We start from the raw sequence: 26,998 nt of genomic DNA on the forward strand, positions 1-26,998 counted from the left end.
TATCGGTCGGGGGCACAGTGCGTTTCAGTCTCCGGTCATTTCTCGGTGGCGGCCAGACGTCCCAGGCTGCTCTTCACGAGTGCCGAATCGGTCGTCGGCCACATCGATGGCATCGAGTTCACCAAGTAGCCGCCGTAGCGGGCCGAGCGCAGGCGTGAGTCGAGGACAGCCACGACTCCCCTGTCCGATGTCGACCGAATGAGGCGGCCCGCGCCCTGTGCCAGGCGCAGTGCGGCATGAGTGGCGCTGACGGCCATGAACCCGTTGACTCCCCGATCATCGGCATCTCTCGACCTGGCCTGCATCAGCGGGTCATCGGGGCGTGGGAACGGAAGCCGGTCGATGATGACGAGACGATTGGTCCGGCCCGGCACGTCCACTCCCTGCCACAGCGACATGGTGCCGAAGAGGCAGGCTTGGTCATCTGCGGTGAATTGAGAGACCAGCGACGGCAGCCCGTCATCACCTTGGAGCAGGATCGGGAAGCCCAATTTCGCCCGCAGGTGTTCGGCTGCGGCATTCGCGGCCGCGCGTGAGGAGAAGAGTCCCAGTGCACCGCCCTGGGACGCGGTGACCAGTTCCTCCAACTCGTCCAGAGCCTGTTCGCTCAGGCCGCTGCGGCCCGGACGCGGAAGGTGGGCTGCGACATAGAGGATGCTCTGCTTGCCGTAGTCGAAGGGTGATCCGACATCGAGGCTGTCCCATTTGGGTGCATCGGGGCCGAAGAGTCCCAATGACGCTGCGACCGCGTCGAAGTTACCACCCAGTGACAGAGTCGCCGAGGTGGCCACCACCGTCGATTCCTCGAAGATCCCTGACCTCATGGTCCCGGCAACGCTGAGCGGCGCGACGACGAGGTTCGTGGTCTCCCGTTCCCGGAAGGTGCTTCTCGACAACCACACGACATCGTTCTTGCCCGGTGCACAGAAGCGCTCGGCGAGTTCGAAGATCTCCTGGCACCGGGCCTTGGCCATCTGCCGACCGGCGTCGGACTCTTCGGTTTTGCCGCCGATGTCATTGATGATCTGTCGCGTGGAGTCACGAATCTGGGCCAACGCGAGGGACAGTGCCTCGCTCATATTCATGATCAGGCCCTCGGCGACTCCGCTCTGGGCACGTTCGAGTGCTGCGGCGGCCGAGTCGAGCAGCGCGACGACACCGTCCTGCACGATCGTGTGCTTGCGCACGGAACTAGTGGCGGCCGCGAGCATGCTGGTGTTGATCTGACCGGACAGTGCGTTGGTGACCCGGTCCTTCAATTCGTGGGCCTCGTCGATGATGATGACATCATGTTCGGGCAGCACCGTGTTCTCACCGAAGGCGTCGATGGCCAACAGGGCATGGTTGGTCACGACGATGTCAGCCTCGGCGGCATTGTTGCGGGCCAGCTCCGCGAAGCATTCCGTGTACAGGGGACAGTTCGAGCCGAGGCAGTCGAAAGCGTTGACTGATACCTCTGACCACGCCCTGTCGCTGACACCAGGCAGAAGATCATCGCGATCCCCGCTGTCAGTGGTCTTCTCCCACGTACGGATCCGCTGAATCTCCTCACCCAGACCCGACCGGTCGTTGGCCTTGCGACCGGCCTCCGCATCGGCACCGAGGTCGAAGAGCATCCCTTCGCCCTCATCGGGATACCCGCCGGAGAGCTTGTGCTTGCACACATAGTTGCGTCGGCCTTTGAGCAGGGCCGCGCGTGGCAGCGGGTCGAGAGTCTTCTTCACCGACTTGAACAGGCGCGGCAGGTCACGGTGGATGATCTGTGTCTGCAGAGCCAAGGTGGCCGTGGACACGATGACGCGCTTGCCTGTTCGACTGGAGTACTCGGCCGCAGGAACCAGGTACGCCAACGACTTTCCTGTGCCGGTTCCGGCCTGAACCAGAAGGTGGATGCCCTTGTCTACCGACGAGGCAACCGCTTCGGCCATCTCCGTCTGACCGTGTCTGGGCGAGCCGCCGATGGCACCTACGGCGGACTCGAGCAGATCTTCGACCTTACTCACTTGCCGATGACCAGGTCCGGACGTCGGAAGTCTGCGAGCTCCGCTGCCAGGTCTGCCGGAACCTTCGCCTGCATGGCGGTTCCCTCGGCACCGTGTTCTTCGTGTTCGACCGTGCCCAGTGCATAGATCTTCGACACGAGGTCGCCGCGCTCATAGGGGATGAGCACTGTGACGTCAATATTCGGCGAGGGCAGCATCGCCTCGATTCTTTCGACGAGCTCGGCGATTCCCTCCTTGGTCACAGCGGAGACGAAGCAGGCATCCGGGTACTCCGCGTGGAGTCCGGTCACCACTGCTTCATCGGCAAGGTCGGCCTTGTTGAAGACCAGGAGTTCGGGGATATCTCCGGTCTCGACGTCTTTGAGTACATCCCGGACGGCATGGATCTGTCCATGCGGATCCGGGTGCGAGGCATCGACGATGTGAAGGATCAGATCCGAGTCGGAGGCCTCTTCCAATGTCGACCGAAATGCTTCGACCAACTGGTGTGGAAGGTTTCGGACGAAGCCGACAGTGTCCGTGTAGGTGAAAGTGATGCCCTCCGCGGTCCGGGACTGTCGCACAGTCGGATCCAGGGTGGCGAAGAGCGCATTCTGCACCATCACCTCGGCGTCGGTGAGCTGGTTGAGCAGGGAGGACTTGCCGGCGTTGGTGTAGCCGACGATCGCCACCGACGGGATGTGGTTGCGTGCGCGGTTCTTTCGCTTCGTCAACCGTGAGGGTGCCATCCCTTCGATCTGTCGGCGCAGCTTCGACATTCTGGCCCTGATTCGACGGCGGTCGAGTTCGATCTTCGTCTCACCGGGACCGCGGGAACCGATTCCAGCACCGCCGGCAACCTGGCCACCCGCCTGACGCGACAGTGACTCGCCCCAGCCGCGTAGGCGTGGGAGCAGGTATTCGAGCTGAGCCAGTTCGACCTGGGCCTTGCCCTCGCGGGACTTAGCATGCTGGGCGAAGATGTCGAGGATGAGGGCAACGCGGTCGATGACCTTGACCTTGATGACGTCTTCGAGTCCGCGGCGTTGGCTGGGTGCGAGTTCGGAGTCGATGATCACGGTGTCGGCACCTTCGGAGGCAACGATCTCGGCCAGCTCGGCGGCTTTGCCCTTGCCGAGGTAGGTTCCAGGGTCCGGGGTCTCGCGGCGTTGGATGATGGCGTCGAGCACCTCGGATCCAGCGGTCTCTGCGAGTGCCGCGAGCTCCCTGATCGAGTTCTCGGCGTCAGCCTGCGTGGTGTTCCACAGTCCGGCGAGGACGACCTTCTCCAGGCGGACCTGGCGGTATTCGACCTCGGTGATGTCTTCGAGTTCGGTGGACAGGCCGGCGACCCGTTTGAGTGCCGCCCTCTCAGCCAGATCGAACTGCGAGGCGTCATCGACGTTTGATTCGTTGGCACCCAAGGCTTGGGCACCTCGTGCGAGAACGCGGTCGAGCATCGCGTCCCGACGCTCTTTGTCAGTGGACGTCATTCATTCCTTTGTTCGTTTCCACTCTTCGCGGCACTGCTGCCGTGCGGAGAGTTTCCTCTCAGAACAGAGAGGTGTCCATCAATTCTCCCACAGCCGTCTAGACTGTAACGGTGTCTGAGCACTATTTCACCGAATCGCCCAGCAGCGAAGCCAAAACACGCGAGCTGACCCTTGATCTCGCGGGCCGCGAGGTCACGGTCGAGACGGTTTCGGGGACGTTCTCCCCCACGCGTTTGGATCTGGGAACAGCGGTTCTGATACGCCATCTCCCGACACCGGAGCCCGGCGAGATCCTCGATCTGGGGTGCGGTTGGGGTCCCATCTCCTTGGACGCAGCGCTCAGTGCCAAGGACGCCGAGGTAGATGTTCGTGTGTGGGCGCTCGACGTCAATTCCCGGTCCCTTGATGCCACGCGCAAGAATGCGCAGCGTCATGGCCTGAGTTCGATTCGTCCCGTCACCGCTGATGAGATCCCGTCGGACATGCAGTTCAGTGCGATCCGTTCGAATCCGCCGATCAGGGTTGGCAAGGAGGCTCTGCACGGGCTGCTGACCACTTGGCTGCCACGCTTGGCTCCCGGCGGACGCGCCGATCTCGTCGTGTCGAAGAACCTCGGTGCGGATTCTCTGCAGAAGTGGCTCATCGAAACTCTGGGACAAGGCTTCAGTGTCGTGCGCACCGGGTCGTCGAAGGGTTTCCGGGTCCTCACCGTCACCCGCGACTGATCGAACCGCAAACCGAACAAGCCGCAGGCTTGCTGAGGTCAACATCTGGTTGAGGTCAACATCTGGCTCAGGTCAGCTGCCGGCGAAAGTCAGCTGATTGTGCCGCTGGCGACCAGAACAGCCGGTCCGGAGAGGGTGACGTTGCCGCGGGTGCCGTCTTCGTTCACAGTGATGCCGATGCGCAGCTGACCGCCGGGAACATCCACACGCCACTGCAGTGGAGAGGCAGGTCCTGCCCAGTGGTGGGCGGCAATGGCTGCGGCGCACGCTCCCGTACCGCAGGACCGGGTCTCTCCGACACCGCGTTCGAATACCCTCATGCGCAGGGCACCTTCTCCCCCGGCCACGTCGCTGCGTGCTGGTTCCATAACGATGTATTCGACGTTCGATCCTTGAGGTGGAACCGGGTCGAGGATCGGTGCGTCGCGCAGTTCTGCGCTGTCGAGTTCAGCCAGCTCGGCGAGTGCGACCACCGTGTGAGGGTTGCCGGTCTCGACGCGCATGCCGGGGCGGGGAACTTCGATGCCCGAGGTCGTTACGAGAACGTGGTCACTGTCATCCAGAGACCATTCGCCCATGTCGATCATGTACCAGGCATCGCTCGCGGAGCCGGGAAGCCTCGGTCCTGCCGCGGCCGCTGTCTCGTCACCGGTCTGCTTGCCCAGTGCAGGGTTGAGGACCGTGCGGACGGTCTTGATGCCGTCTCGTGTGCCGACGAGGATCTCTCTGGCATCGGCTGGGACGCGACCAGTGGTCACCAGCACGTGGGCGAAGACGCGGACGCCGTTGCCGCACATTTCGGAGAGGCTGCCGTCGTGGTTGTAGTAGTCCATGAACCATTCGGCTCCGGCCTCGGCCTGCTCGAGAGCGCCGGGGATCCCGCTGCTTGCCGAGCGGACGATGCGGATGACACCGTCGCTGCCCAGGCCCGAGCGACGATCGGCCAGGAGCGCGATCGTTTCAGGATGCATCTCAAGGGAACTGTCGTCGTCGGCTAAGAGGACGAAGTCGTTCTGCGTGCCATGGCCCTTGATGAAGTCGGTGCCTGCGATATCGGCGAATGGTGACTGGGAGGAACTCATGAACTTATCCTATCGGTGAGCGATCCGCACTTGGCACAGTCGGCTTTCAGTTCTAGAGAATGGACTTCAGCTCTCGGGGTCTGTTGTGCCTGCGATAGTCTCGAGGGCGAGGGCAGCATTGGCCTCATGGTCGCCGGCGGTCGCGTCGATCCAGACGGTGCGCGGATCCCTGCGGAACCAGGTGTCCTGTCTGCGTGCGAATTGCCGGGTTCTGATGGTCGTCTGCTCTTGGGCTGTGTCTTGGTCGAGTTCGCCGCTCAGGTGCTGCTGGATCTGTGCATACCCGATGGCCCGCGATGCGGTTCTGCCTTCGGCCAGACCACGCTCGAGGAGACTGCGGACTTCGTCGACCCACCCTTGTTCCCACATGATTTTCACCCGGGCAGCGATTCGTTCGTGCAGGGTGGCCCGCTCCACGCTCAGCCCTAGGTGGAGGGTCGGTTCGATGGCCTGGTAGTCGGGCAGCTGAGCGCTGAAGGGGCGTCCGGTCAGCTCGATGACTTCGAGGGCACGCACGATGCGTCGGGAGTCGTTTGGTGTGATTTTCTCCGCGGCGGCGGGGTCGACTTCCTGCAGGTGCCGGTGCCTGCCCCACCGGTCGGCGTCGACTTCGGATTCGATTCGTGCCCGCACCTCGGGGTCGGTGCCGGGGAATTCCATGCGGTCGGTCGCGGCTCGCACGTACAGTCCCGATCCGCCGACGAGGATGGGTCGTCTCCCCCGGGTGCGGATGTCTGCGATGGCCTCACGCGCCTGCCTTTGAAAGGTCCGTACGTTCGCTTCTTCACGCACGTCGAGGATGTCGATGAGGTGGTGGGTGATTCCTCGGCGCTCATTGACGGGCAGTTTGGCGGTGCCGATGTCCATGCCTCGGTAGAACTGCATGGAATCCGTATTGATGATCTCCCCGTTGAGGTGTTCAGCCAGGTTGAGTGCCAGGTCCGATTTTCCTGTGGCTGTGGCCCCGGCGATGGTGATGATGGGCTCTTCGGCCGTGCTCAAGGGTGGCTCATCTCAATACGTTCCGGTCCCGCACAACGAACGGACCTCGTGGACGTTCTCGTCGAAGACCGTGCTGAACGAATAGTCGGTTCCTTCGCGAAGAAGCATGTGTGCGGTTGCAGCGTCGAGGAGGTCGAGGTCGGCGTGCACGTCGGCACCCGCCGACGTCGCTGCGACTACTGCGTCGACATCACCGGCTGTGAGTGCATGTACGACACGGGCGTCTGCCTCCGCTGCGCCGGGCACTGGTGCCAGTGGAGCGTTTTCGGACGCAGCGACGGACAGGTCGATGGGAATCATCAGGTCATCTGTGCTGCCCAGCGTGCCGATTCGAACACCACAGGAATGAGCGTGGAGGAGCGCCACTGCTATGGCCGGATGCGCGGATTCACTGGCGGCACGCTCGGCAGGATTGAGCGCGGACACGGTCCCAACCCAGTCCTCGCCTTCGAGCAGCTCATTCGTTCGGGTATCAATGCCACGATCGATGCCCAGCCCGCCGAGGCCGGCTACGGGAGGCAGCTCGCGCACCGGAAGCGCCCACTTCGTCTTGGTCTGCAGAATGGATTCGATGACAGTTCGCAAAGGTCCGATCTGCGCGGATTCTGCCAGGTCCACACCGTCTAAGAGGATCGGTGCGGCCGGGATGATCACAAATTCGGGCATCTCAGCCGCGGGTGCGGATGGTCGGCATCCCCAGATTCGTGGATCCGGCACTTGTCTGTCCCGGCGCTGGGGCTCCACAGCTGTCCGCCTGTGCCCGGTCATAGGCATCGCCTGCTCGGGAGGGACGTACCGCGAAGCCGGAGTCGGCCAAGAGGAAGAATGGTTTGGCTTCGGTCACGGTGGCGGTGACGAAGTCGCCGGGACGCGGCATATCGATTCCGTCAGGGATCCCCACGTGGACGAGTCGGTTGTCTGCCGCGCGGCCGGTGAGTCGTGGTGAGTCATCGTGTGGTCTGGTCGTGACGAGCACTTCGATCTCGCGGCCGACCTGTACCTTGTTCTCCTCCCAGGAGATCTCGTCCTGGAGCGCAGTCAGTCGCTCGAAGCGTTCCTGCACGATGTGCTTGGGGACCTGATCGTCCATCGTGGCGGCGGGAGTGCCGGGTCGTATCGAGTACTGGAAGGTGAAGGCCTGTGAGAAGCGGGCACGACGGACGATGTCCATGGTGCCGAGGAAGTCTTCTTCGGTCTCCCCTGGGAATCCGACGATGATGTCGGTGGTGATCGCTGCATGCGGGATCTTCTCGCGCACGGAGTCGAGGATGCGCATGAACCTGCTGGTGCGGTAGGACCGGCGCATGGATTTCAGAATCGAGTCGGAGCCGGACTGCAGCGGCATGTGCAGCTGCGGCATGACGGTCGGCGTCTCTGCCATGGCCTCGATGACGTCATCGGAGAATGAGGCAGGATGCGGGCTGGTGAAGCGCACACGTTCGATGCCCTCGACCTTGCCCACGGCGCGCAGCAGTTTCGCGAATGCTCCCTTGTCCCTGAATTCGGCACCATAGGAGTTCACGTTCTGGCCCAGAAGCGTGACTTCGACGACGCCGTCGGCCACGAGCGCTTCGACCTCAGCCAAGATGTCGCCGGGTCTGCGGTCCTTCTCCTTGCCGCGCAGGCTGGGAACGATGCAGAAAGTGCAGGAATTGTTGCATCCGACCGAAATCGAGACCCACCCGGAATGCTGTGATTCGCGGCGGCTGGGCAGAGTGGATGGAAAGACGTCGAGGCTCTCGAGGATCTCGACTTGGGCTTCCTGGTTGTGACGTGCTCGTTCGAGCAGTGCCGGCAGCGATCCCATATTGTGGGTGCCGAAGACGACGTCGACCCAGGGGGCCTTCTTGACGATCGTGTCCCGATCCTTCTGTGCCATGCAGCCGCCGACTGCGATCTGGAAATCAGGGTTGCGTTCCTTGATGTGCGCCAACTGACCGAGGTTTCCGTAGAGACGGTTGTCCGCGTTCTCGCGGACCGCGCAGGTGTTGAAGACGATGACGTCGGCTTGGTCATCGGTGTCTGCGGGAACATAGCCCGCATCATCGAGAAGTCCGGACAGCCGTTCGGAATCGTGGACATTCATCTGGCAGCCGTAGGTCTTCACCTCGTAGCTGCGCGGTGATTTCTCGGTGGAGGTGGGTGCATCAATCAGTTCAGTCATGGCGAAACTATTCTAACTGTTGTCTGTCATCGGCGAAGCTCAGTCTTCGGCGAGGACTTCGCGTGTCACCTTGATACAGATTGAGGATGCGAATCCGCGTCGTGCGAGCATGCCCAGGATTCGCCGCTCACGGACCTCGTAGTCGAGTCCGCGTGTCGATGCGGCCTTCTTCTCGGCGACCTGGCGGGCGAGGTCGTCTTCCCCGTCCACATCCTCGACGGCGTCGGAAACGATCTCTGCGGGCAGGCCCTTTTTGTTCAGTTCTCGTTTGAGCGCGGTGCGGGACAGTTTTCGACGTTCCCTGTGAGCTCGGACGTAACGGTGTGCGAACTCTTCGTCGTTGAGGAGTCGTGACTTCTGCAGTTTGGCAATGAGTTCGTCGACTGCTTCGGGCAGGAAATCGCGCTTGAGCAGTTTGTCCCGCAGTTCGCCGCTGGCGTGATCGCGCATGGCCAGCATGTTCATGGCCGTCTTCTTCGCCTTCGCATAGGAGGCGTCGAAGTCCAGCGGCTCATCGTCGTCATCGAATGACAGCGCGTCGGCGAATGAGGGAACGTCCTCAGATGGTGCAGCACCCACACCCATCGGAGACTCCGACGCCGAGACAGTGTCCGCGAAGTACTCGGGCTCCCCTTCGGCGTGGCGTTGGTCGATCTCGGTGATGGCTTCGCGCAGCTGCGTCAGCTTCGCGCTCGGCGCATCTGATCTCGCCGAGTCGCCCCCGTGGGGACGTGACTCGGCGAGATCGCTGTCGCGATCGATCGGATCAGGAAACTTCGACGTCATCCGATTTCGAGCTCTCTGCTGCGCTGCCCTCGGCCTTGTCGGCTCCTGCCTCAGCTTCAGGCTCGTCGACCTTGATCAGACCCATCTTGTGTTTGATCTTGAGTTCGATCTCCTCGGCCAGTCCTGGGTTGTCGCGCAGGAAGTTGCGCACGTTTTCCTTGCCCTGGCCCAGCTGGTCACCGTCGTAGGTGAACCATGATCCGGATTTGCGGATGATGCCGTTATCGACGCCCATATCGATGAGGCTGCCCTCACGGGAGATGCCCTGGCCATAGATGATGTCGAACTCGGCCTGCTTGAACGGCGGTGCGATCTTGTTCTTGACGATCTTGGCGCGGGTGCGGTTGCCGACCGCGTCCTGGCCTTCCTTCAAAGTCTCGATGCGTCGCACGTCGATGCGCACGGAGGCGTAGAACTTCAGTGCCTTACCACCAGAGGTGGTCTCCGGTGAACCGAAGAAGACGCCGACCTTCTCACGCAGCTGGTTGATGAAGATCGCGGTGGTCTTCGACTGAGACAGGGCGCCCGCGATCTTACGCAGTGCCTGCGACATCAGTCGCGCCTGGAGGCCCACATGGCTGTCGCCCATCTCGCCTTCGATCTCGGCCTTCGGCACGAGGGCCGCGACGGAGTCGATGACGATGACGTCGAGCGCTCCGGAGCGGATGAGCATATCGGCGATCTCGAGTGCCTGCTCACCGGTGTCCGGCTGGGACACGAGGAGCTGGTCGGTGTCGACGCCGAGCTTCTTCGCGTATTCCGGATCTAGGGCGTGCTCAGCATCGATGAATGCTGCGATTCCGCCCGTCTTCTGAGCATTGGCGACAGCGTGCAGGGCCACTGTTGTCTTACCCGAGGATTCCGGGCCGTAGATCTCGACGACGCGGCCGCGGGGCAGACCGCCGATGCCCAGAGCGATGTCGAGTGCGATGGAACCGGTGGGGATGCAGGCGATGGGTTCACGAACCCCTTCGCCCAGACGCATGATCGCGCCCTTGCCGTAGTTGCGGTCGATCTGTCCCAGCGCGGCGTCGAGCGCCTTCGACTTATCGCCGCCGGTAGGGATCTGCAGGTTCTTCGGTGTACGAGCCATGGTCTCTCCTAAAAGTTTCGTTATCCGTTGAGACCAAGGCTAGAAGGTGGCACTGACATAACAACAGAGGAACGAATTCCCCCGTGGATAATCGGCCACTCATGGTCACAGGTCCCGTGAATCATTACCAGCATAACCGACATGGGAACAAGTGTTCTATATGTCGGTGCGTGTCGCGCTTTTTTGCACCGTCCGCCGCTCCCCGACCTGAAGATCGATGCTGGTTGGATCGAGTGATTTCGCCGTGCCCGTCGGTTTGACTGCCGTACCGGTGAGACTGCGTGCCTTGCCAGTCAGCACGAAGCAGCGTTGAGATGAACAGAAGCGAGGAGCAGCCGTGGGAAGGATGGCGCTGGACAGTCAGATCCTAGAACGGACGTGAACGTGGCTTCTCTTTGCCCAGTCGACGAGATTCAGGTACGCCCGAGGCGTCACAGACTGCAGTCCAGATGTCCCGGGGTTCGACGCCTGCACTGAATGCCTCTTCGGCGGTGCGAGAGCCCAGGCTGCTCAGGGCGAGGTCTGTATGCAGTGATGCGGCTCGAGCTTCGCCGAATTCCTCATTCATCAGAACCCAGTAGAGGGTGTGCCGCATTACGGCTTGGCTGCCAGTCGTGGCACGGTGTATCCACCGGGGCGACCGAGGATCTTGTCGGAGAGTTCCTGTGGAATGGTGTCGGGGATTTCGACGCCCTCCTCCAGTGCGAAACGGTCGGAGACCGATGACAGCAGAGCCGACAACGGCAGGTCGAGGGCTTCACAGATCGCGGAGAGGAGCTCAGAGGAGGCTTCCTTCTGTCCGCGTTCGATTTCGCTGAGGTAGCCCAGCGAAACGCTGGCCCCCGTAGAGACATCGCGCAGGGTCCGCCCCTGGCGCCGACGGACGGAGCGCAGTGCGTCACCGATTTCAACTCTCAGTAGCATTGCGCGTCCCTCCTCTTGTCTCCGCGAACAGTCTTGATGGTGTACTCAACTTTACAACCCGGTCGTTGCCGAGCGCCAACCTGGGTGTGTGACCTGATGGTTTTGCCAGTCCATTCGAAGGTACCGGTGCGTGTTCGTCCAATTGCCATTGCTTCGTTAACTGCGCCGAGGCTGTACTTATTCCACGGCGCCGGAATCATGATTGGTTCGCGTCATCGGCTTCGGGTCCGAACGCCATCTGTGTGGCGAAGTCGTCGAGGTCTGCCACCATGGCCGCCACCGTCTGACTGCGGATCGCGTCCCGGTCCCCAAAGAAATGGTGCTCGCTGACCTGCGCCTTTCCGGCGAAGGCGATGGCGGTGTAGACAAGACCGACCGGCTTGTCGTCCTGTGGTTCGGGTCCGGCGACTCCCGTGCAGGCCACCCCGATGTCGGCGACGCATTCCCTGGCTGCGCCGGCCGCCATCTGAGCTGCGACGACTTCGTCGACGGGGCCGGTCTCCTCAAGCTGCTTGGCATCGACTCCGGCCAGGCGCGATTTCAGGTCGGTGGCATAGGTGATGAGTCCGCCGCGGACGACTGCAGAGGCACCAGGAATGTCGACGAGTGTGGCCACGAAGCGACCACCGGTCAGCGATTCTGCTCCGGCGATCGAAAGTCCCACCTGTTTGCAGGTGGTGATGAGATGCTGGCTTCGGGCGAAGAGTTCTGTCTCGTTCACAGGCTCACTTCGGGTCCGGACCGGTTGGATTGGCCGAGGAAGGACCATCCCCGGACGGACGGTCAGCCGAGGGACCGCCGGCAGCAGTCTCGCCTCCTCCACGTGAGTCCTTGGCCAGTTTTGCCGCCTGGACACAGTAGTCGATTCCTGTCACAACAGTGACGATGATGGCCGCGACCAGGGTCAGCCAGGCCAGGATCAACAGTGCGAAGGTCACGCCTTCGGGAACGATCTGCGCCACAGGGCGCAGCAGCAGGAACAGCCCGATGGCGACGGTCTGCAGCACCGTCTTGATCTTGCCGCCTCTGGACGCGGGCATGACGGCGATGCGGATCATGAAGAAGCGCAGCACGGTGATGCCCAGTTCACGGATGAGGATGATGACGGGAACCCACCAAGGGATCTCCGTGATCACAGCGAGGCCGATGAGTGCCGCCGCCATAAGGGACTTGTCAGCGATCGGGTCGGCGATCTTGCCGAAGTTCGTGATCAGGTTGTATTTGCGGGCCAGATCTCCGTCGAGCTTATCCGTGGCCATCGCCAGCAGGAAGACGGCCAGCGCCCACCACCGCATGGTCATGTCCTGGCCGCCATCGACCAAGAGAAGGACGAGGAAGACGGGGACGAGCAGGATCCGCAGCACGGTCAGGGCATTGGGAACATTCCACGGGCTGGGCTCTGCCGGTGCGGGTCCCGGGGCGCTGTTCTCTGGTCGATCATTCACAGAGCAACCCTATCGGAATGACATGTGAATGGCGTGGAGCCGACCGCTCGTTTCAGCGGTCGGCTCCACGCCGTTCTCAGTTCTGCTTTGCGGTGGGAGTCAGCGACCGGTCAGTGACCAGGCGTCCTCTCCGCTGGTCTCAACGACTTCCAAGCCGGTCTCGGGGTCGACGTCGCCGATATGCAGATCGTCGGCATGCCCGACTCCCGCCGAGTAACGGTCGTTGGCACCAGAACCTGCTGACCTCCCCGAAGTGTTCGTTCCTGAATCTCCGAAGTCGTCGAACTCCTCGTCGTAGTCTGCGGCGGCCGACGCTCCGCTCGCACCCTGCGTGCTGTGACCCGCGCCGTAGCCCGAGCCGTCGTCGTCCGAGCCGCCGCCACCGCCTGATGCCGGGTTCGGGTCCTCGTCGGGTGGGGTCTCGCCCTTGATGATCGCCAGTGTGCCTGGCAGATCCTCGGGACGGACCAACACGTCACGTGCCTTCGAACCTTCGGAGGGTCCGACGATGCCACGTGATTCCATGAGGTCCATGAGTCGCCCGGCCTTGGCGAAGCCGACGCGCAGTTTGCGCTGCAGCATCGAGGTCGAACCGAACTGTGTGGTCACAACCTGTTCGGCCGCCTGGAGCAGCAGTTCGAGATCGTCGCCGATCTCCTCATCGATCTGTTTCGTCGGCTTCTCCACCGCGACATCTTCACGGTAGTTCGGCTTGAGTTCGCCCTTGACGTGTTCGACGACCTTTTCGATCTCGGACTCGTTGACCCAAGCGCCCTGGACGCGCATCGGCTTGGCAGCACCCATGGGCAGGAACAGTGCGTCACCCTGTCCGATGAGCTTCTCCGCACCGGGCTGATCGAGCACGACTCGGGAGTCAGCCAGCGATGAGGTGGCGAAGGCCAGCCGTGAAGGTACGTTGGCCTTGATCAGACCGGTGACAACATCGACGCTGGGTCGCTGGGTGGCGAGCACCAGGTGGATGCCTGCCGCACGTGCCAGCTGGGTGATGCGCTGGATCGAGGCCTCCACGTCGCGCGGCGCGACCATCATCAGGTCGGCGAGCTCGTCGACGACGACCAGCAGGTAGGGGTAGGGCTGCAGGACCCTTTCGCTTCCGGCCGGAACCTGGACGCGGCCCTCCCGGACGGCCTTGTTGAATTCGTTGATGTGTTTGAACCCGAAGTTCGCGAGGTCGTCGTAGCGGGCGTCCATTTCGCGTACAACCCATTCGAGCGCCTCGGCGGCCTTCTTGGGGTTCGTGATGATCGGTGTGATGAGGTGTGGAATACCCTCATAGATCGTGAGCTCTACGCGCTTCGGGTCGACGAGGATCATGCGCACCTCGTCGGGGGTCGCACGCATCATGATCGAGGTGATCATGGAGTTCACGAAGCTCGACTTACCTGCACCGGTGGCACCGGCGACGAGCAGGTGGGGCATCTTCGAGAGGTCGGCAACGACGAATCCGCCTTCGACATCCTTGCCCACGCCCATGACCAGTGAGTTCTCGGTCTTGCGGGCGGCCTTCGATCGCAGCACATCGCCGAGGGACACGTTCTCACGGTCGGAGTTGGGGATCTCGATGCCGATCGCCTTCTTGCCGGGGATCGGCGAGAGGATGCGGACATCGGCGCTGGCCACCGCGTAGGCGATGTTCTTGGACAGCGCTGTGACCTTCTCGACCTTGGTGCCTGATCCCAGCTCCACCTCGTACCGGGTGACCGTGGGGCCACGTGAGAAGCCGGTGACCTGTGCGTCGATCTTGAACTGTTCGAGTACGTCGCGCAGGGCTTCGACGACGCGGTCGTTGGCCTCGGAGCGCTCCTTTGCCGGTGGGCCGGGCAGAAGATTGTCGGAGGCAGGCAGGGTGTAGGTGACGTCCCCGGCCAGAGTCAGCTGCTCGACTCGTTCGGGCAGCTGTTCCGTGGCTGGCGGTGCAGGGTTGTTGGTCACCGGCACCGGCGCCGAGGTGTCACCTGGGGTAGCCTTCTTCGTCACCGAGGCGGCATCGTCGTCCATGCCGATGGTCTTCTTCAGTGCGGCAGTTTCGCGCTCGGCCTTCGTCGGTCGACGTTCACCGGGTTTGAACTGCGGCCGTTCGATGACCGTGGTGTCAGCTTCTTCTTCGCTGACATCGTTTTCGTGGATATAGGCCTTGTCGTAGGCCTTGGTCGTCGTGTCATCGTCGGGATGTCCGCCCTCGGGCAGGTCGGTCTTCTTTTTCTTGGTCCGACGTTTGCTGCCCATGACGGGTTTGAGGGTGGAGGTGCGCGCGTTGTCGGCGACGAGGTCGGTCGATTCCTGCCCGTCCTGCTTTTCGGAATTGGGTCGTGCTCCCCCAGTCAGACGCAGGTAGAGATCCATCAGGCGTTTGGGAATCGAACGCACCGGTGTCGCGGTGATGACCAGCAGGGAGAAGAGCCCGAGCAGGATGAGCAGAGGGACCGCCACATAACTGGTGGTGGCGGTGACCAGTGGTGAGGAGATGACGAAGCCGAGCGCCCCTCCCCCGTTGGCCATGGCTTCTGGGGAGTTGGTCAACGTCGGATTGCCTGCGGCAATATGGGCCAGACCCGAGGAAGAGAGGAGCAGGAGGATGATTCCGATGAGGATCCTGTTATTGCCCCGGTTATCGTCTCCGCGCAGGAACAGTCGAATCGCGTAGCAGGTGAAGATCACTGGCAGCGCCAGTGCCACTCTGCCGAAGGTGCCCTCGACGATATTGCGGACGACGTCGCTGATCGCGCCGGGGATGTTCCACCATTCGAAGGCCGCGATGATGATTGAGAGACCGATGAGGAAGAAGGCTGTGCCGTCTCTCTTCGTTGGTGACTGGTCACTCGGTTCGTCGCTGAGGATCTTTCGCGCACGGTTTCCGGCCATGTGGGCCACTCCCCTCCACGCACCGGTGACAACGTTTGTCCCGGGGTCTTCCTTTGTCCCCGCTTGCCCGGTCCGACCAGCAGCTTTGCGCGCTGTGCCTTTTCCTTTACCAGAAGCGGGGGAAGTCGTTCTGGTCGCCATGCTTCTTATCTTAGGGCGATTATGCGCTCCTGCCCAGTAAATCCGCAGGGTTCGGCGCGCCATAAGAGGGGTGGAAACTGGCGAATATCCACGTCAGACCCTACGTGCAATGAAGACGAACTCACGGCCGAGGCGGTGGAATACGTCGTGTCCTCAGTCCAGCCTTCCCCGGCTCGCAGCGCGCGTCATGATAGCTATCGCTCATGGTCACTCGGGTGTATAGCTGCTCGGGTGCATGGCGATGAACAGTCCCCACTGTGTGGCGTCCGGCTTTTTGCGGCGGGAGCGGAACTCCTCGAAGAGGGCATCGATGCGGGCGCGGAACTCCTCAACCTCATCCTCGGTGAGCATCGCCGCCATCCGTCCCATCGTGCGCTCCGCGTAGGGAGCCGCCGTGAATTCGGCGGTGAAGGCATCGAGCATCTCATTTGTCATGTCACCGGTGTTGAGGAACCAACTCTTGCCCGTTGCAAGGTACGGGATCTCCCGGGCACCTCGGCGACCTCGTCTCGGCTCCTGCGCCTCAAGGAAACCCGTGTCGGCGAGCATCCGCACATGGTGCAGCGATGTCGCTGGGTTGAGGTCGGTCGCCTCGGCGATCTCACGATTACTCAGTGCCTCGTCGAGGCACAGCCGCAGGATGCGTATGCGAAGACTCGAGGCCAGAGCCTTCGCCTCGGAATCGGTGGCATCACGGCGTTCGACGGCTCGCGCGACGGTCCGCGCTGTGTTCTCGGCGCGCTCAGCATTCATACCTCAACGCTAACGAGTGATCGGGAGAAGTCAATTGGTCACACCACAGTGATTGACTTAACTCAATCACTCCTGTCAGACTGCAATTGAGAGATCTCAATCACTCCCGATCTAATCTCCGTCGTCAGTTCACCGATACCCCGACTCAAGGACGAGCCATGGTTACAGCCGACCCCGCACCGCCAGGACGCTCACCCTTGTGGAACCACCGCGACTTCATGAAACTGTGGGCGGGCGACACGGTCTCAGTGTTCGGTTCGCAGCTCGTCTTCTTCGCACTCCCCCTTATCGCCGTCAGTCTCTTAGACGCCGATGCCTTCCAGATGGGGCTTCTGGCGACACTGGAATCGGCTGCCTTCCTCCTCATCAGTTTGCCGGCGGGCGCTTGGATCGATCGACTGCCGAAGAAGATCGTCATCGTCTCCGGCGACATCGTGCGTGCTGGCATCCTGTTGACGATCCCGCTGGCCTGGGCGCTCGACGCACTGAGCATGCCCCAGCTCTACATTGTGGCCGCAGGAGTCGGGATCGTCACCGTCTTCTTCGATATCGCTAATCAGTCGTATCTGCCCGAACTCGTCGACGGCGGATCCATCGGGGACGGCAATGGCAAGCTCCAGGCCAGTCAGCAGACGGCAGGAGTCGTCGGGCCGACTTTGGCCTCAGGCCTCGTCACAGCCATCGGAGCCCCACTGACAGTGGGCCTGACCAGTGTCTGTATGGGCCTGTCGAGTCTTTTCGTCAGCAGAATCCGCCACCGCGAAACACCGCCGGAACCAGAGACCCGCAACGGCTTCATCTCCGAGATCCGTGAGGGATTGGGCTTCGTCCTCGGCCACAACCTGCTGCTGCGGATCACCGCGTGCACCGGCCTCACGAACTTCGCAGCATCAGGCATCTTCGCTCTCCTGGTGCTGTTCGTGTTGACGACTTTGGGACTGAGCCAGGTTCAGCTGGGCATCATCATGTCGGCCAGCGCGATCGGGGGAATCCTCGGTGCTCTCAGTGCCGCCAGGGTGCAGACACGACTCGGTGAAGGAACGAGCATCTCGGTGTCCGCAATGCTCGGTGGGTTGAGCTTCTTCGGGATGCCCCTGGCCACGGTTCTGCCGACCTTCCCGACGATGCTCGTGGCCAGTCTTGTCACCGGCTGGGCGGTCGTCGTCTACAACATCGCCCAGGTCAGCTTCCGCCAGCGCTTGTGCCCGAAGCCGCTGCTGGGACGCATGAACGCCTCAATTCGTTTCCTCGTCTGGGGGCCGATGCCGCTGGGTTCACTACTCGCCGGTTTCCTCGGCGACAGCCTTGGCGTGTCCACGACGATGTGGATCCTCGCAGCGTGTTCGCTTGCCGCGTCGATCCCTGTGATCGCATCCCCGCTCCTGCAGATGCGGACTCTGCCGCGCGAGCTGGACCTGCTTGGTGCCGACAGTGACGCCACCAGTGATGCTGAAGAGGAATCTGCTTAAGACTCACACCAGCTTGAATGGTTCGTGATTCCAGAATCCATTGCGAAATGCGATGACACCTGAACTGAGCTCGGGGGTGCTGTGTGCAGGCAGTTCCGTCACAGAGACGCCCAGCAACTTTCCCCTCCCGAAGTAACGGACACCGACTCCGATCCGGACCGGCGCATCCTGCTCGATCTCTATTTCAGTGGGTTCGGACCAGGTCAACGGGTGCTCTGCATGACCAACCACCGCCACTGGTTTTGACAACAGTTTCAGGAACCAGCTGCTGACCCAATGAGCCTTGATCGCAATTCTGTATTTCATACTCAAGCTTTCCTGGGCGGAAGGTTCTGGAGTGCGGTCGGGCACGTGCCCAGGACAGATGGCCCCTCAGCCCACCCCATAGAGGTGTTCGGGGCGGCCGGTGCTTCCGTATTGGAGTGAGACGGTGACGGCGCGGGACTCGGCCAGCTTGGCCAGGTGGCGCTGCGCTGTCGCGCGGGAGGTGCCGACGATATCGGAGACCTCCATTGCCGTCAGTGGCTGATCGGCGCTCTCGAGTGCTTCGAGGATCCGACCAGTCGTCGACGAGCCCGAGCCCTTGGCCGGTGCGCTCCCCGGTGAGGAGACGTCATGCAGGCCCCGCAATTGACGCTCGAGCTCGGGCTGGCTCACCTTCTCCCGTTCCCAGTAACGGCGGAAGCGGGCATAACGTCTGAGGAAGTCCTGCAGCTCCTCAGCGGCGAAGGGTTTGAGAATATAGGTCATGGCTCCCGCCCGCAGAGCCGAACGCACCACCTCGGAATCGGACACGGCCGAGAGCACGATGGCATCAACATTCGTCTCACGGATGAGCTCGACTCCGTTGCCTTCGGGCAGAACGTAATCGGCTAACACAAGGTCTACGTCCTCTTCGGCGATGATCGTGCGAGCGGTGCGCAGATCTCTGACCGGTTCCAGAGCGTTGAATCCCGCGACCTCGTTGACGTACCGGCAGTGGATCTGCCCCACATAGAAGTCGTCGTCGAGAACCAGAACGTTGATCATCATCTCTCCTCGTCATCCGTGTCATCGCTGAGTACATCGGACAGGTGCATGCCGAAACCGGCACCGCCCAGATCGGGATCGTGGCCTGCCAGCAGCCACACCCGGCCGCCGTGTCGGCGTGCGGTCCTTCGGCACAGCGCCAAACCGATGCCATGCCCATGGTCTGAATCCAGACCGTCGGCACTGCTGGTCCCCTCGTCGAAGATGGACTCCGCATCCTTCTCATCCACTCCCCCACCGGAGTCAGTGACGACGGCATGCAGCTCCGGGCCCGACCCAAGCAGCGTCACTTCGACTCGGCCGAACACCTCGGCGACCCGATCAACACCCTCAGCACTCTCAACAGCTTTGCCACTTGCCTGCGTCACCACCGCCCGCACCGCATTGTCGATGAGATTGCCGAGGATGAGCGTGACGTCTTCGGGTTCATTCACCCGGCCCAGCACCAGGGAATCTGGGGTGACGGCGAGGCTCACACCCACCTCGGCGGCGGTGGTTCCTTTTGCTTCCAGCAGGGCACGAAGATAGGGATCGGTGATCACCTCAATGCCTTCGACGGGCGTGGTGATCGGCCCGGTGCGCAAGATCGTGGCGAGGTAGTTCCGTGCCTCGTCGGTGGCACCCGTGTCGACGAGGCCGAGGACGGTATGGAGACGGTTCGCGAATTCGTGGCGTTGCGTGCGCAGGGCCCGCGCCATGGAGGTCACCGATTCGAGCTGACGTGCCATGGTCAGCACCTGGGTCTCATCGCGCAAAGTGACGACCCCACCGACCGAGACTCCATCACGACTCACGCGGACAGCGGTGGCCAACAGGATCCGGTCGCCGACGGTGACTCGCCGCCGCAGGGCACCGTGATCGGGGGCCTCGACCATCATGTTCCGGATCACCTCGGGCACTTCTGCCCGTGGACCGGTCGTGGACCCGCCCGAGGCCGACACCGTGACGTCAGTGCCGGCGCCCCTGTTGGTGCCGGCGAACCGGTCGTGGTCGTCGTCATCGTCGTCACGGTCGACATGGGAGATTCCGAGCAGCTGTTCGGCCGTGGAGTTGGTCAGGGTCGGGACTCCCGAAGAACTGAAGGCGAGAACCCCGTCGTCAAGACCGCGCAGGACCGCACCCTGATCGCGTGCCATCTCCGCAAGCTCCTCGGGACCTACGCCCAGAGTCTCACGCCTCAGCCTGCGCCCCAGAGCCAGTGAAGCGATGACACCGATGGCCAGGGCCAGGACCGCGACGGAGCCGAGGACTAGGAATTCGCGCCGCAGATCGGCATCAAGCACCGAGGCGTGAATGCCCACGGAGACCTCTCCGACGACGGTCTCATCATCGGTTGAAGAAAAGATCGGGACCTTCGCACGCACGGTCTCGCCGAGAGTGCCTCGCTCATGCGTCACGGATTCCCTGCCGGCCAATGCATCATCCGGGGAAGTGGACACACGTTTGCCGATATTGTCCTGGTCCGGGTGGGAGAGTCGGATGCCCCGGTCATCGGTGATGACTGCGAAGACGATACCTGAGGAGTCGCGCAGGTCATCGGTGATCTCGAGCAGCGGAGTCGTGATCGCATCATCGGCCTCCCCCGCAGGCTGCGCCGAGGCGTCGGTCGAGGCCTTCCTCACATCAGGATCGATGGCCAGAGTCCGTGCGGTCGCCAGTGCTTTGGTCTCGGTGACTTCGGTGACCGAGCGTGCACCCATCCAGGCGAAGACTCCGGTCACCAACGCCAGCGTCACCACAATGACCGCGAGCTGACTGAACAGAACACGGCGAGAGAACGATCGGCTGGGACGTGGCACCAACCCACAGTAACCAGGCGTGAGCGAAATGCGCAAAAGGCGCCAAACAGGCAGAACGTGTTCAGTGCACACAAGCGCGCGCCCGGGCAGTGCGCGGCCTAGGGTGTATCGGGCATCACATCCGTCTTCACAGGAGAAGCTCGTGCTCGTAATCCTCGGTTTCGCAATGATCATCGTCTTCATGACGCTGATCATGACGAAGCGACTCTCACCGATCCTGGCCCTGATCATCGTCCCGACCATCTTCGGACTCTTCACCGGCGCAGGCTTGGGAATCGGCGAAATGGTCATGGACGCCATCGCAGACATGTCCTCGACCGCAGCGCTGCTGCTCTTCGCCATCATCTACTTCGGCATCATGATCGACGTGGGGCTCTTCGACAAACTCGTCGGATTCATCCTCAGAGTCGCCGGCCATGATCCCGTCAGAGTCGTCATGGGCACGGCACTGCTGACCGGAGCGGTCTCCCTCGACGGTGACGGGTCGACGACGTTCATCGTCGTCACCGCCGCGATGCTGCCGATCTACCAGCGCCTGGAGATGTCACCCGTGGTGCTGACCTGTGTCGCGGGTCTGATCAACGGCACGCTCAACATCGTCCCTTGGGGAGGTCCGACGGCACGCGCCTCCTCTGCCCTGCAGATCGATGCCAACGAAATCTTCGCTCCCATGGTGCCGGCCCTCGCTGCGGGTCTGCTGGTGTGCTTCGTCTTCGCCTACTTCCTCGGCGTCTCTGAACGCCGCCGGCTGGCCAAGAACGGTGTGGCCTGGGTCGATGAGTCCCGTGCGGGTTCGAAGCGCTCCGACCTCGTCGGTGCCGTCGCCCGCTCGAACTCAGAGTCAGGCACGAACTCGGGTGCAGGTTCGGCTTCGGGCCCGGGTTCAGTCTCCGCCACCGGGTCCATGTCGGGTTCCGATCACGGTGGAACAGCCTCGGCGGGCACAGCGGTCGCAGATGACGATGCCGGTTCCGGTTCGGCCCTGACCGATACCGCGCTCGACCCCAATCGGGCGACGCTGCGTCCCAAACTCTTCTGGTTCAACCTGATCCTGACCGTGGCCGTGATGGTCATGCTCATCGCCGACCTGCTGCCCCTGCCTTACCTGTTCATGATCGCCATGGTCATCGCGCTCATGGTCAACTTCCCCAACCTCAAGGCACAGCAGGAAGAGCTGGCCTCACACGCCTCGGCGATCATCGCCGTGGTCGCCATGGTCATGGCCGCGGGCGTGCTCACCGGCATCATGAGCGGCACCGGCATGGTGGATGCCATGGCCGCGTGGCTCGTCGACGTCATCCCGTCCTCCATGGGCCCCTACATGGCCGTCATCACCGGGCTGCTCTCGATCCCGATGACGTTCTTCATGAGCAATGACGCCTTCTACTTCGGCATCCTTCCCGTGCTGGCCGAGACCGCCGGTCACTTCGGGATCTCGGCTGCCGATATGGCCAGAGCCTCGATCACAGGACAGCCGGTGCACATGCAGTCACCGCTGGTGCCCGCGATCCTGCTCCTCGTCTCACTCTCGGGAGTCGAACTCGGAGACCACCATAAGAAGGTCCTGTGGCGAGCCCTCATCGTCGCCCTCGTGATGCTGACCGTCGGCGTCCTCATCGGCGTCATTGCAATCGGATAGGAACAGAACCGACATGACTGACTTCTACTCAGCACCTCAGCACAGATTCCCGACACCCTCGCTGCGGGTGGCGGCCTCGGCCGGCATCGACGATGCCCGGGCCACGGTCATCCTGGCCTACCGGTCCGATTCCTCGGCGACGGTTCTCGACGAGGCGATCGCCGGTGCCCGTCGAGAAGGGGCAGCCCTGCGCGTCGTCCACTTCGGCACCGACACCACGACTGCACCGGCGGCCGGTTCCCTGTCGCAGACGAAGGAGCTGGCCGATTCGCTCGCCGAGGCAGGCCTCGAGTTCGAAATCCAACGCGCCGATTCCGATGTGGCCTCCCAGATCATCGACCTCGCCGAGGCGTGGCAGGCGAAGCTGATCGTGATGGCCTCTCGCCGCCGCTCCCCCTTGGTCAAACTGCTGCTGGGCTCCAGCACCCAGAGGGTCATCCTCGAGGCCGAATGCCCGGTGCTCATCGTCAAATAGCGTGCTGCCTCAGCGTGCCAGCAGCTCTCCGGCTCCTGCCCCAGTGAGTGAGGCGTCGAGGAGTTCGATCGTGTGCGCGGTGGGCAGCGTTGCCTCACCCTGTCGGCGGAGGGCGTCGGTGACCTGCAGCAGGCAACCGGGGTTGCCTGTCACGACGAGTCCGGCCTTGGTGGCGGCGATGTTCGTGGCCTTCTTATCCCCCAGTTCACGAGCTGCCTCTGGGCGCACCAGGTTGTAGATACCGGCCGAACCACAGCAGGTGTCGGCGTCCTTGATCGCAGCCAGTTCGACTCCCGGGATCTGACCCAGTAGTTCGCGTGGAGGGTTGCGCACCCCCTGGGCATGGGAGAGGTGGCAGGCGTCGTGGTAGGCCACACGCAGACCACCATCGGCCACCGGATGCCGCGGGGCGCTGGGGCCGAGCTCGACGAGGATCTCGGTCACGTCTCTGACCTTGTCCGCCAGTTCCTTCGCACGCTCGGCATAGGCGGGATCACCTGCGAGGATGTCGGCATACTCCTTCATCGTCGACCCGCAGCCGGCGGAGTTCACGACCAGATAGTCCACCTGCGCCGAGGTGAATGTGTCCACGATCTTGCGCGCGAAGTCCTCGCCCTCCTCGCTGCGCCCGGCATGGACCGACAGTGCACCGCAGCACCCCTGCGACTGAGGCACCACAACCTCACAGCCCTCCATATTGAGCACGCGCACGGTCGCGGCGTTGACCTGAGGGTAGAAGGTGCGCTGCACACAACCGAGCAGCATCCCCACCCGCGCCCTGACCGGCAGGCTCTCACCTGCGGCCGAACGTGGCGGGTTCGACGATGGAATACTGACCTTCTTCGTCACCGGCGGTGCGATGGCCTCCATCGTGGCCAAGGTCGGTGAGAGCTTCTCCAGGATCTTGGACTTGCGCACAAGCGTGGACAGCCCCGTCCGCTGGTAGAGCTTGAGCGGTGCCAACATCGTCTTGAGACGATCGGGGTACGGGAAGAGTTGGAAGATCGCTGCCCGCAGCGCCACCTCGGCGCGGCTGCGATGCTCTTGACCGTTGCGTTCGACCTGTCCGCGGGTGGCCTCGATGAGCTTGTCGTATTGGACGCCCGAGGGGCAGGCGCTGACGCAGGCCATACAGCCCAGGCAGGCGTCGAAGTGTTCGACCATGGACGCGCTCATCGGACCGTTCTTCAGGCCCTCCTGCATGAGGTAGATGCGACCGCGCGGTGAGTCCTCCTCGTTTCCCCACAGCTGGTAGGTCGGACAGGCGGGGAGGCAGAAACCGCAGTGGACGCAGTCGGCGATGAGACTCGAATCCGGTGGGTTGAAGACGTCGAAGGCCGAGTGGTCCATCGTCGGCGGGGCCATCTCCATCGTTGTCTGACCCGCGGTCGACATCGTGGCCTCCAGGGGTGTCGGACCGGTCGCTTCACTGGGCGCTCCGCCGCCCTGGCAGGCTCCTGCGCCACCGCAATCGCATGACATCACAGTCCTCCTATTCCACGTCCGGGTGAGAGCAGACCGTCCGGATCGAACCGGTCCTTGATGGTGGTCATGAGTCCGAATCCGGGGATCTCGCCCCAGGCATCGACCTCGCCCCACACCGAGGCGGGGGCACACAGCACGGTCGCGCTCAGCTGCTTCTGGCCCCATGAGCGCAGGTGTTCGAGAACGACGCGGGTCGCGATCGTGGGATCGGAGTCGAGATCGCCGATGCCCAGGTCGAAGACTCCCATGGCGGACCCGCGCAGTTGGATCGGGTACCCGATGGCGTCCTCAAGGCGGGCGACCTGGCCCACCAGTTCCGGCACTAGGGCCGGTGAGACCGAGGCCCGTATCGTCACCGGTGCTTGGGCTCGCCGTGCCCACCAGCTGGGTTCGACGCCCGGCATCGCACCGGGGTTGGCGTCGATGATCTGCCGTGTTCGGGACTCGACCGACTCAGGGAGTCCTTCGACCATCACGACGGTCGTTGCCGCTACACCCGGCGAGCGGTCGATTTCGACTGCCGCCGGGGCCACCTGGGATCCGATGCTGGAAAGCGCAGCCTCGGCGCCGGGGATCTCGACGAAGCCCTGAGTCTGCGGTTTCGGGTAGAGCCGAATCGCAGCACTGGCGATGATGCCCAACGTGCCCCAGGACCCGGTCATGAGTTTGGCGAGGTCGTAGCCGGCGACATTTTTCACTACCTTGCCTCCGGCCTTCGCGATCGTGCCGTCGGCGAGGACGACGGTGACGCCGAGGACGACTTCACGCAGCGGCAGGCGGCCGATGCGGCGGGGCCCGACGGCACGGGTGGCGATGGCTCCGCCCAGGGTTGAACCGGAGTCGGTGCGGTCGGCTGGAAAGTCTGAGAGGAGCTCCTGGTCTCCGGTTTCGGCGACTCGGGTCAGCTCAGCGACCGTGGCACCTGCTCCGGCGACGAGGATGAGGTCTCCGGGAGAGTGTTCGGTGACCTGGTTGAGGCCTCCCATGTCGAGGAGAAGCCCCGGAGTCTTACCCGGCGGGTGATCAGCAAGTGCGGTTCCACCACCGTAGACGCCGATGGTGCGTAAGTCTCGGTGCGCGGCGGCCACGAGTTCGGAGAGCTCTTCAACGCTGTCGGGTCGAGCGAGCCTGGGCAGTTCCTCGGTCAAAACAGCTCCGCCTTTCCTGCTGCCTGAAGTGGGTGTTCCCCCGATGTTCGCCGAGGTGGTTCCCCGCACAGTCGAGGAGTCGGGAAGATCTTTCCCGGGTTGGACAGATAGTCCGGGTCGAAGGCACAGCGCAGGATCTGCATCGTGTCGAGGTCCTCATTGGTGAACATCCGCGGCATGAATTTCGCCTTGTCGGAGCCGACCCCGTGTTCCCCGGTGATCGAACCGCCTTCGCTCAGGCACAGGTCGAGGATCCGCCCCGAGGCGGTCTCGGCCAGTTCGGTCTGGCCCTCGATGCTGCCGTCGAAGAGCACGAGCGGGTGCAGGTTGCCGTCTCCGGCGTGGAAGACGTTGGCCACGCGCACACCGCATTCCTCAGCGATCGTCGAAATCGAGGCCAGCACAGGCCCGAGCCGTGAGCGTGGGATCACCCCGTCCTGGACGATGTAGTCGGGGCTGATGCGACCGACAGCGGCGAAGGCCGATTTCCGGCCCTTCCAGATCAGACCGCGTTCGACATCGTCGACGGCAACGCGAACCTCGCCGGCCCCGTGGTCCTTGGCCCGGGCGATGACGGTCTCGCGTTCGAGATCGACGTCGATGGCAGGGCCATCGAGTTCGACGACGAGGACAGCACCGGCACCCTCTGGGTAGTTACACGCCACGGCCTTCTCTGCGGCCTCGATGGCCAGGGCGTCCATCATCTCGATGGCGGCGGGCATGATCCCCGCGGAGATGATGTCGCTGACCGCCTCTCCTGCCGCATCGGTCGACTCGAACCCGATGAGCAGCGTCTCCACCGCTTCGGGCAGCCGGGTCAGACGCACGGTCACCTCGGTGACGATGCCCAGCGTCCCCTCTGATCCGCAGAGCACACCGAGGAGGTCATAGCCGGGATATTCGGGAGCATCTCCCCCGATCTCGACGATGTCACCCTGGGCGGTGACCAGGGTGAGGCCGGTGACGTGGTTGGTGGTGAACCCGTATTTGAGGCAGTGGGCACCGCCGGAGTTCTCAGCGACGTTGCCGCCGATCGAGCACACGCTCTGACTCGAAGGGTCCGGGGCGAAGTAGTAGCCGTGCGGGTTGGCCTCATTGGAGAGATTGAGGTTGATGACCCCGGGCTGCACGATGGCGCGCTGGGCCAGCGGATCGATATCGAGGATGTCTCGCATCGTCGACATGACGATGAGCACGCCCTCGGCGTGCGGTTGGGCACCACCGGAGAGTCCGGTGCCCGAACCCCGGGCGACGAAGGGGACAGCGAACTCGTGACAGGCACGCACGGCAACGGCCACCTCGGCGGTGGAGGTGACGCGGATGACCAGGGCCGGGACGGTCCTGTGCACGGCCAGACCATCGCACTCATAGGTTTTGCGTTCGTTCTCGTCGGTGACGATCGCCCCTGGTGGCAAATGCGGTTCGATCCGTGTGAGAACCGAGTCGACTCTGCTCTTGTCCACTTACGCCTCCTTGCGTCA

24 protein-coding genes are annotated in these 26,998 nt (G+C 63.0%); 4 read left to right on the plus strand and 20 right to left on the minus strand.

Annotation, left to right across the window (positions count from 1 at the left end):
• Positions 1–35 precede the first annotated feature (35 nt).
• Positions 36–2,003: an ATP-dependent DNA helicase gene (locus tag BSP239C_RS06465; protein WP_101571089.1), complete on the minus strand. Its 1,968-nt coding sequence runs from the start codon at positions 2,001–2,003 to the stop codon at positions 36–38.
• The gene (gene hflX / locus BSP239C_RS06470; RefSeq protein WP_101571091.1) at positions 2,000–3,475 is read right to left on the minus strand and encodes a GTPase HflX; all 1,476 of its coding nucleotides are present in this window, start codon (positions 3,473–3,475) and stop codon (positions 2,000–2,002) included. The genes BSP239C_RS06465 and hflX overlap by 4 nt, the downstream gene beginning before the upstream one ends.
• Positions 3,476–3,585: 110 nt before the next feature.
• Between hflX and BSP239C_RS06475 the strand changes: the two genes are divergently transcribed.
• Positions 3,586–4,200, plus strand: coding sequence for a class I SAM-dependent methyltransferase (locus BSP239C_RS06475; protein ID WP_101571093.1), 615 nt, complete (start codon positions 3,586–3,588; stop codon positions 4,198–4,200).
• Positions 4,201–4,289: 89 nt separating this feature from the next.
• Here BSP239C_RS06475 and dapF read toward each other — a convergent pair whose 3' ends face one another.
• The 12 genes from dapF to BSP239C_RS06535 all read right to left on the minus strand — a co-directional run bounded on the left by dapF (position 4,290) and on the right by BSP239C_RS06535 (position 16,473).
• Positions 4,290–5,282: a diaminopimelate epimerase gene (gene dapF, locus BSP239C_RS06480; RefSeq protein WP_101571095.1), complete on the minus strand. Its 993-nt coding sequence runs from the start codon at positions 5,280–5,282 to the stop codon at positions 4,290–4,292.
• Between the two features lie 66 nt (positions 5,283–5,348).
• On the minus strand, positions 5,349–6,284 hold the full coding sequence (gene miaA / locus BSP239C_RS06485) for a tRNA (adenosine(37)-N6)-dimethylallyltransferase MiaA (protein ID WP_101571097.1): 936 nt from the start codon (positions 6,282–6,284) through the stop codon (positions 5,349–5,351).
• A 12-nt stretch (positions 6,285–6,296) separates the two neighbouring features.
• Entirely contained in the window at positions 6,297–6,950 is a 654-nt protein-coding gene (locus tag BSP239C_RS06490; RefSeq protein ID WP_101571098.1) for a hypothetical protein, read from the minus strand.
• Position 6,951: 1 nt separating this feature from the next.
• Positions 6,952–8,448 (minus strand): tRNA (N6-isopentenyl adenosine(37)-C2)-methylthiotransferase MiaB, encoded by a 1,497-nt coding sequence (gene miaB / locus BSP239C_RS06495; RefSeq protein ID WP_101571100.1) that lies wholly within the window; start codon positions 8,446–8,448, stop codon positions 6,952–6,954.
• Positions 8,449–8,487: 39 nt separating this feature from the next.
• The gene (locus BSP239C_RS06500; RefSeq protein WP_101571102.1) at positions 8,488–9,234 is read right to left on the minus strand and encodes a regulatory protein RecX; all 747 of its coding nucleotides are present in this window, start codon (positions 9,232–9,234) and stop codon (positions 8,488–8,490) included.
• Entirely contained in the window at positions 9,215–10,327 is a 1,113-nt protein-coding gene (gene recA, locus BSP239C_RS06505) for a recombinase RecA (RefSeq protein ID WP_101571104.1), read from the minus strand. Before recA ends, BSP239C_RS06500 begins: the two co-directional genes overlap by 20 nt.
• A 367-nt stretch (positions 10,328–10,694) precedes the next feature.
• Positions 10,695–10,922: a DUF3046 domain-containing protein gene (locus tag BSP239C_RS06510; protein ID WP_101571105.1), complete on the minus strand. Its 228-nt coding sequence runs from the start codon at positions 10,920–10,922 to the stop codon at positions 10,695–10,697.
• Positions 10,922–11,251, minus strand: coding sequence for a helix-turn-helix domain-containing protein (locus tag BSP239C_RS06515; protein WP_101571107.1), 330 nt, complete (start codon positions 11,249–11,251; stop codon positions 10,922–10,924). Before BSP239C_RS06515 ends, BSP239C_RS06510 begins: the two co-directional genes overlap by 1 nt.
• A 196-nt stretch (positions 11,252–11,447) precedes the next feature.
• Positions 11,448–11,972: a CinA family protein gene (locus BSP239C_RS06520; protein WP_257930109.1), complete on the minus strand. Its 525-nt coding sequence runs from the start codon at positions 11,970–11,972 to the stop codon at positions 11,448–11,450.
• A 4-nt stretch (positions 11,973–11,976) separates the two neighbouring features.
• On the minus strand, positions 11,977–12,696 hold the full coding sequence (pgsA, locus tag BSP239C_RS06525; protein ID WP_257930110.1) for a CDP-diacylglycerol--glycerol-3-phosphate 3-phosphatidyltransferase: 720 nt from the start codon (positions 12,694–12,696) through the stop codon (positions 11,977–11,979).
• A 99-nt stretch (positions 12,697–12,795) separates the two neighbouring features.
• Complete coding sequence (locus BSP239C_RS06530) at positions 12,796–15,720, minus strand: DNA translocase FtsK (protein ID WP_374701021.1); 2,925 nt, start codon at positions 15,718–15,720, stop codon at positions 12,796–12,798.
• 207 nt (positions 15,721–15,927) lie between these two features.
• The gene (locus BSP239C_RS06535) at positions 15,928–16,473 is read right to left on the minus strand and encodes a transcriptional regulator (protein WP_101571115.1); all 546 of its coding nucleotides are present in this window, start codon (positions 16,471–16,473) and stop codon (positions 15,928–15,930) included.
• A 158-nt stretch (positions 16,474–16,631) separates the two neighbouring features.
• Here BSP239C_RS06535 and BSP239C_RS06540 point away from each other — a divergent pair, with 158 nt between their 5' ends.
• The gene (locus BSP239C_RS06540; protein WP_101571117.1) at positions 16,632–17,942 is read left to right on the plus strand and encodes an MFS transporter; all 1,311 of its coding nucleotides are present in this window, start codon (positions 16,632–16,634) and stop codon (positions 17,940–17,942) included.
• A gap of 3 nt (positions 17,943–17,945) precedes the next feature.
• Here BSP239C_RS06540 and BSP239C_RS06545 read toward each other — a convergent pair whose 3' ends face one another.
• From BSP239C_RS06545 to BSP239C_RS06555, 3 genes are read right to left on the minus strand one after another with little or no spacing between them, the layout of a single operon-like run.
• Positions 17,946–18,293, minus strand: a complete 348-nt coding sequence (locus BSP239C_RS06545; RefSeq protein WP_145997418.1) for a hypothetical protein — start codon at positions 18,291–18,293, stop codon at positions 17,946–17,948.
• A gap of 21 nt (positions 18,294–18,314) precedes the next feature.
• Positions 18,315–18,974, minus strand: a complete 660-nt coding sequence (locus BSP239C_RS06550; protein WP_226830977.1) for a response regulator — start codon at positions 18,972–18,974, stop codon at positions 18,315–18,317.
• Positions 18,971–20,770 carry an ATP-binding protein gene (locus tag BSP239C_RS06555; RefSeq protein WP_257930111.1) on the minus strand — a complete coding sequence of 600 codons (1,800 nt, stop codon included), beginning with the start codon at positions 20,768–20,770 and terminating at the stop codon, positions 18,971–18,973. The genes BSP239C_RS06550 and BSP239C_RS06555 overlap by 4 nt, the downstream gene beginning before the upstream one ends.
• Positions 20,771–20,912: 142 nt before the next feature.
• On the opposite strand from BSP239C_RS06555, the gene BSP239C_RS06560 reads away from it, so the two are divergent.
• Together BSP239C_RS06560 and BSP239C_RS06565 are read left to right on the plus strand one after the other, a co-directional pair.
• Positions 20,913–22,409: a CitMHS family transporter gene (locus BSP239C_RS06560; RefSeq protein WP_101571125.1), complete on the plus strand. Its 1,497-nt coding sequence runs from the start codon at positions 20,913–20,915 to the stop codon at positions 22,407–22,409.
• A 13-nt stretch (positions 22,410–22,422) separates the two neighbouring features.
• Positions 22,423–22,884 carry a universal stress protein gene (locus BSP239C_RS06565; RefSeq protein WP_101571127.1) on the plus strand — a complete coding sequence of 154 codons (462 nt, stop codon included), beginning with the start codon at positions 22,423–22,425 and terminating at the stop codon, positions 22,882–22,884.
• Between the two features lie 9 nt (positions 22,885–22,893).
• Here the strand turns inward: BSP239C_RS06565 and BSP239C_RS06570 are convergent, their stop codons facing one another.
• The 3 genes from BSP239C_RS06570 to BSP239C_RS06580 are packed head-to-tail and all read right to left on the minus strand — an operon-like array spanning position 22,894 to position 26,980.
• Positions 22,894–24,366, minus strand: a complete 1,473-nt coding sequence (locus BSP239C_RS06570; RefSeq protein ID WP_180958939.1) for a (Fe-S)-binding protein — start codon at positions 24,364–24,366, stop codon at positions 22,894–22,896.
• Positions 24,366–25,517 carry an FAD-binding oxidoreductase gene (locus BSP239C_RS06575; protein WP_180958940.1) on the minus strand — a complete coding sequence of 384 codons (1,152 nt, stop codon included), beginning with the start codon at positions 25,515–25,517 and terminating at the stop codon, positions 24,366–24,368. The genes BSP239C_RS06570 and BSP239C_RS06575 overlap by 1 nt, the downstream gene beginning before the upstream one ends.
• On the minus strand, positions 25,514–26,980 hold the full coding sequence (locus BSP239C_RS06580; protein ID WP_101571132.1) for an FAD-linked oxidase C-terminal domain-containing protein: 1,467 nt from the start codon (positions 26,978–26,980) through the stop codon (positions 25,514–25,516). The genes BSP239C_RS06575 and BSP239C_RS06580 overlap by 4 nt, the downstream gene beginning before the upstream one ends.
• Positions 26,981–26,998 lie beyond the last annotated feature (18 nt).

It is taken from the genome of Brevibacterium sp. 239c, from assembly GCF_900169365.1.
Lineage (GTDB): Bacteria > Actinomycetota > Actinomycetes > Actinomycetales > Brevibacteriaceae > Brevibacterium.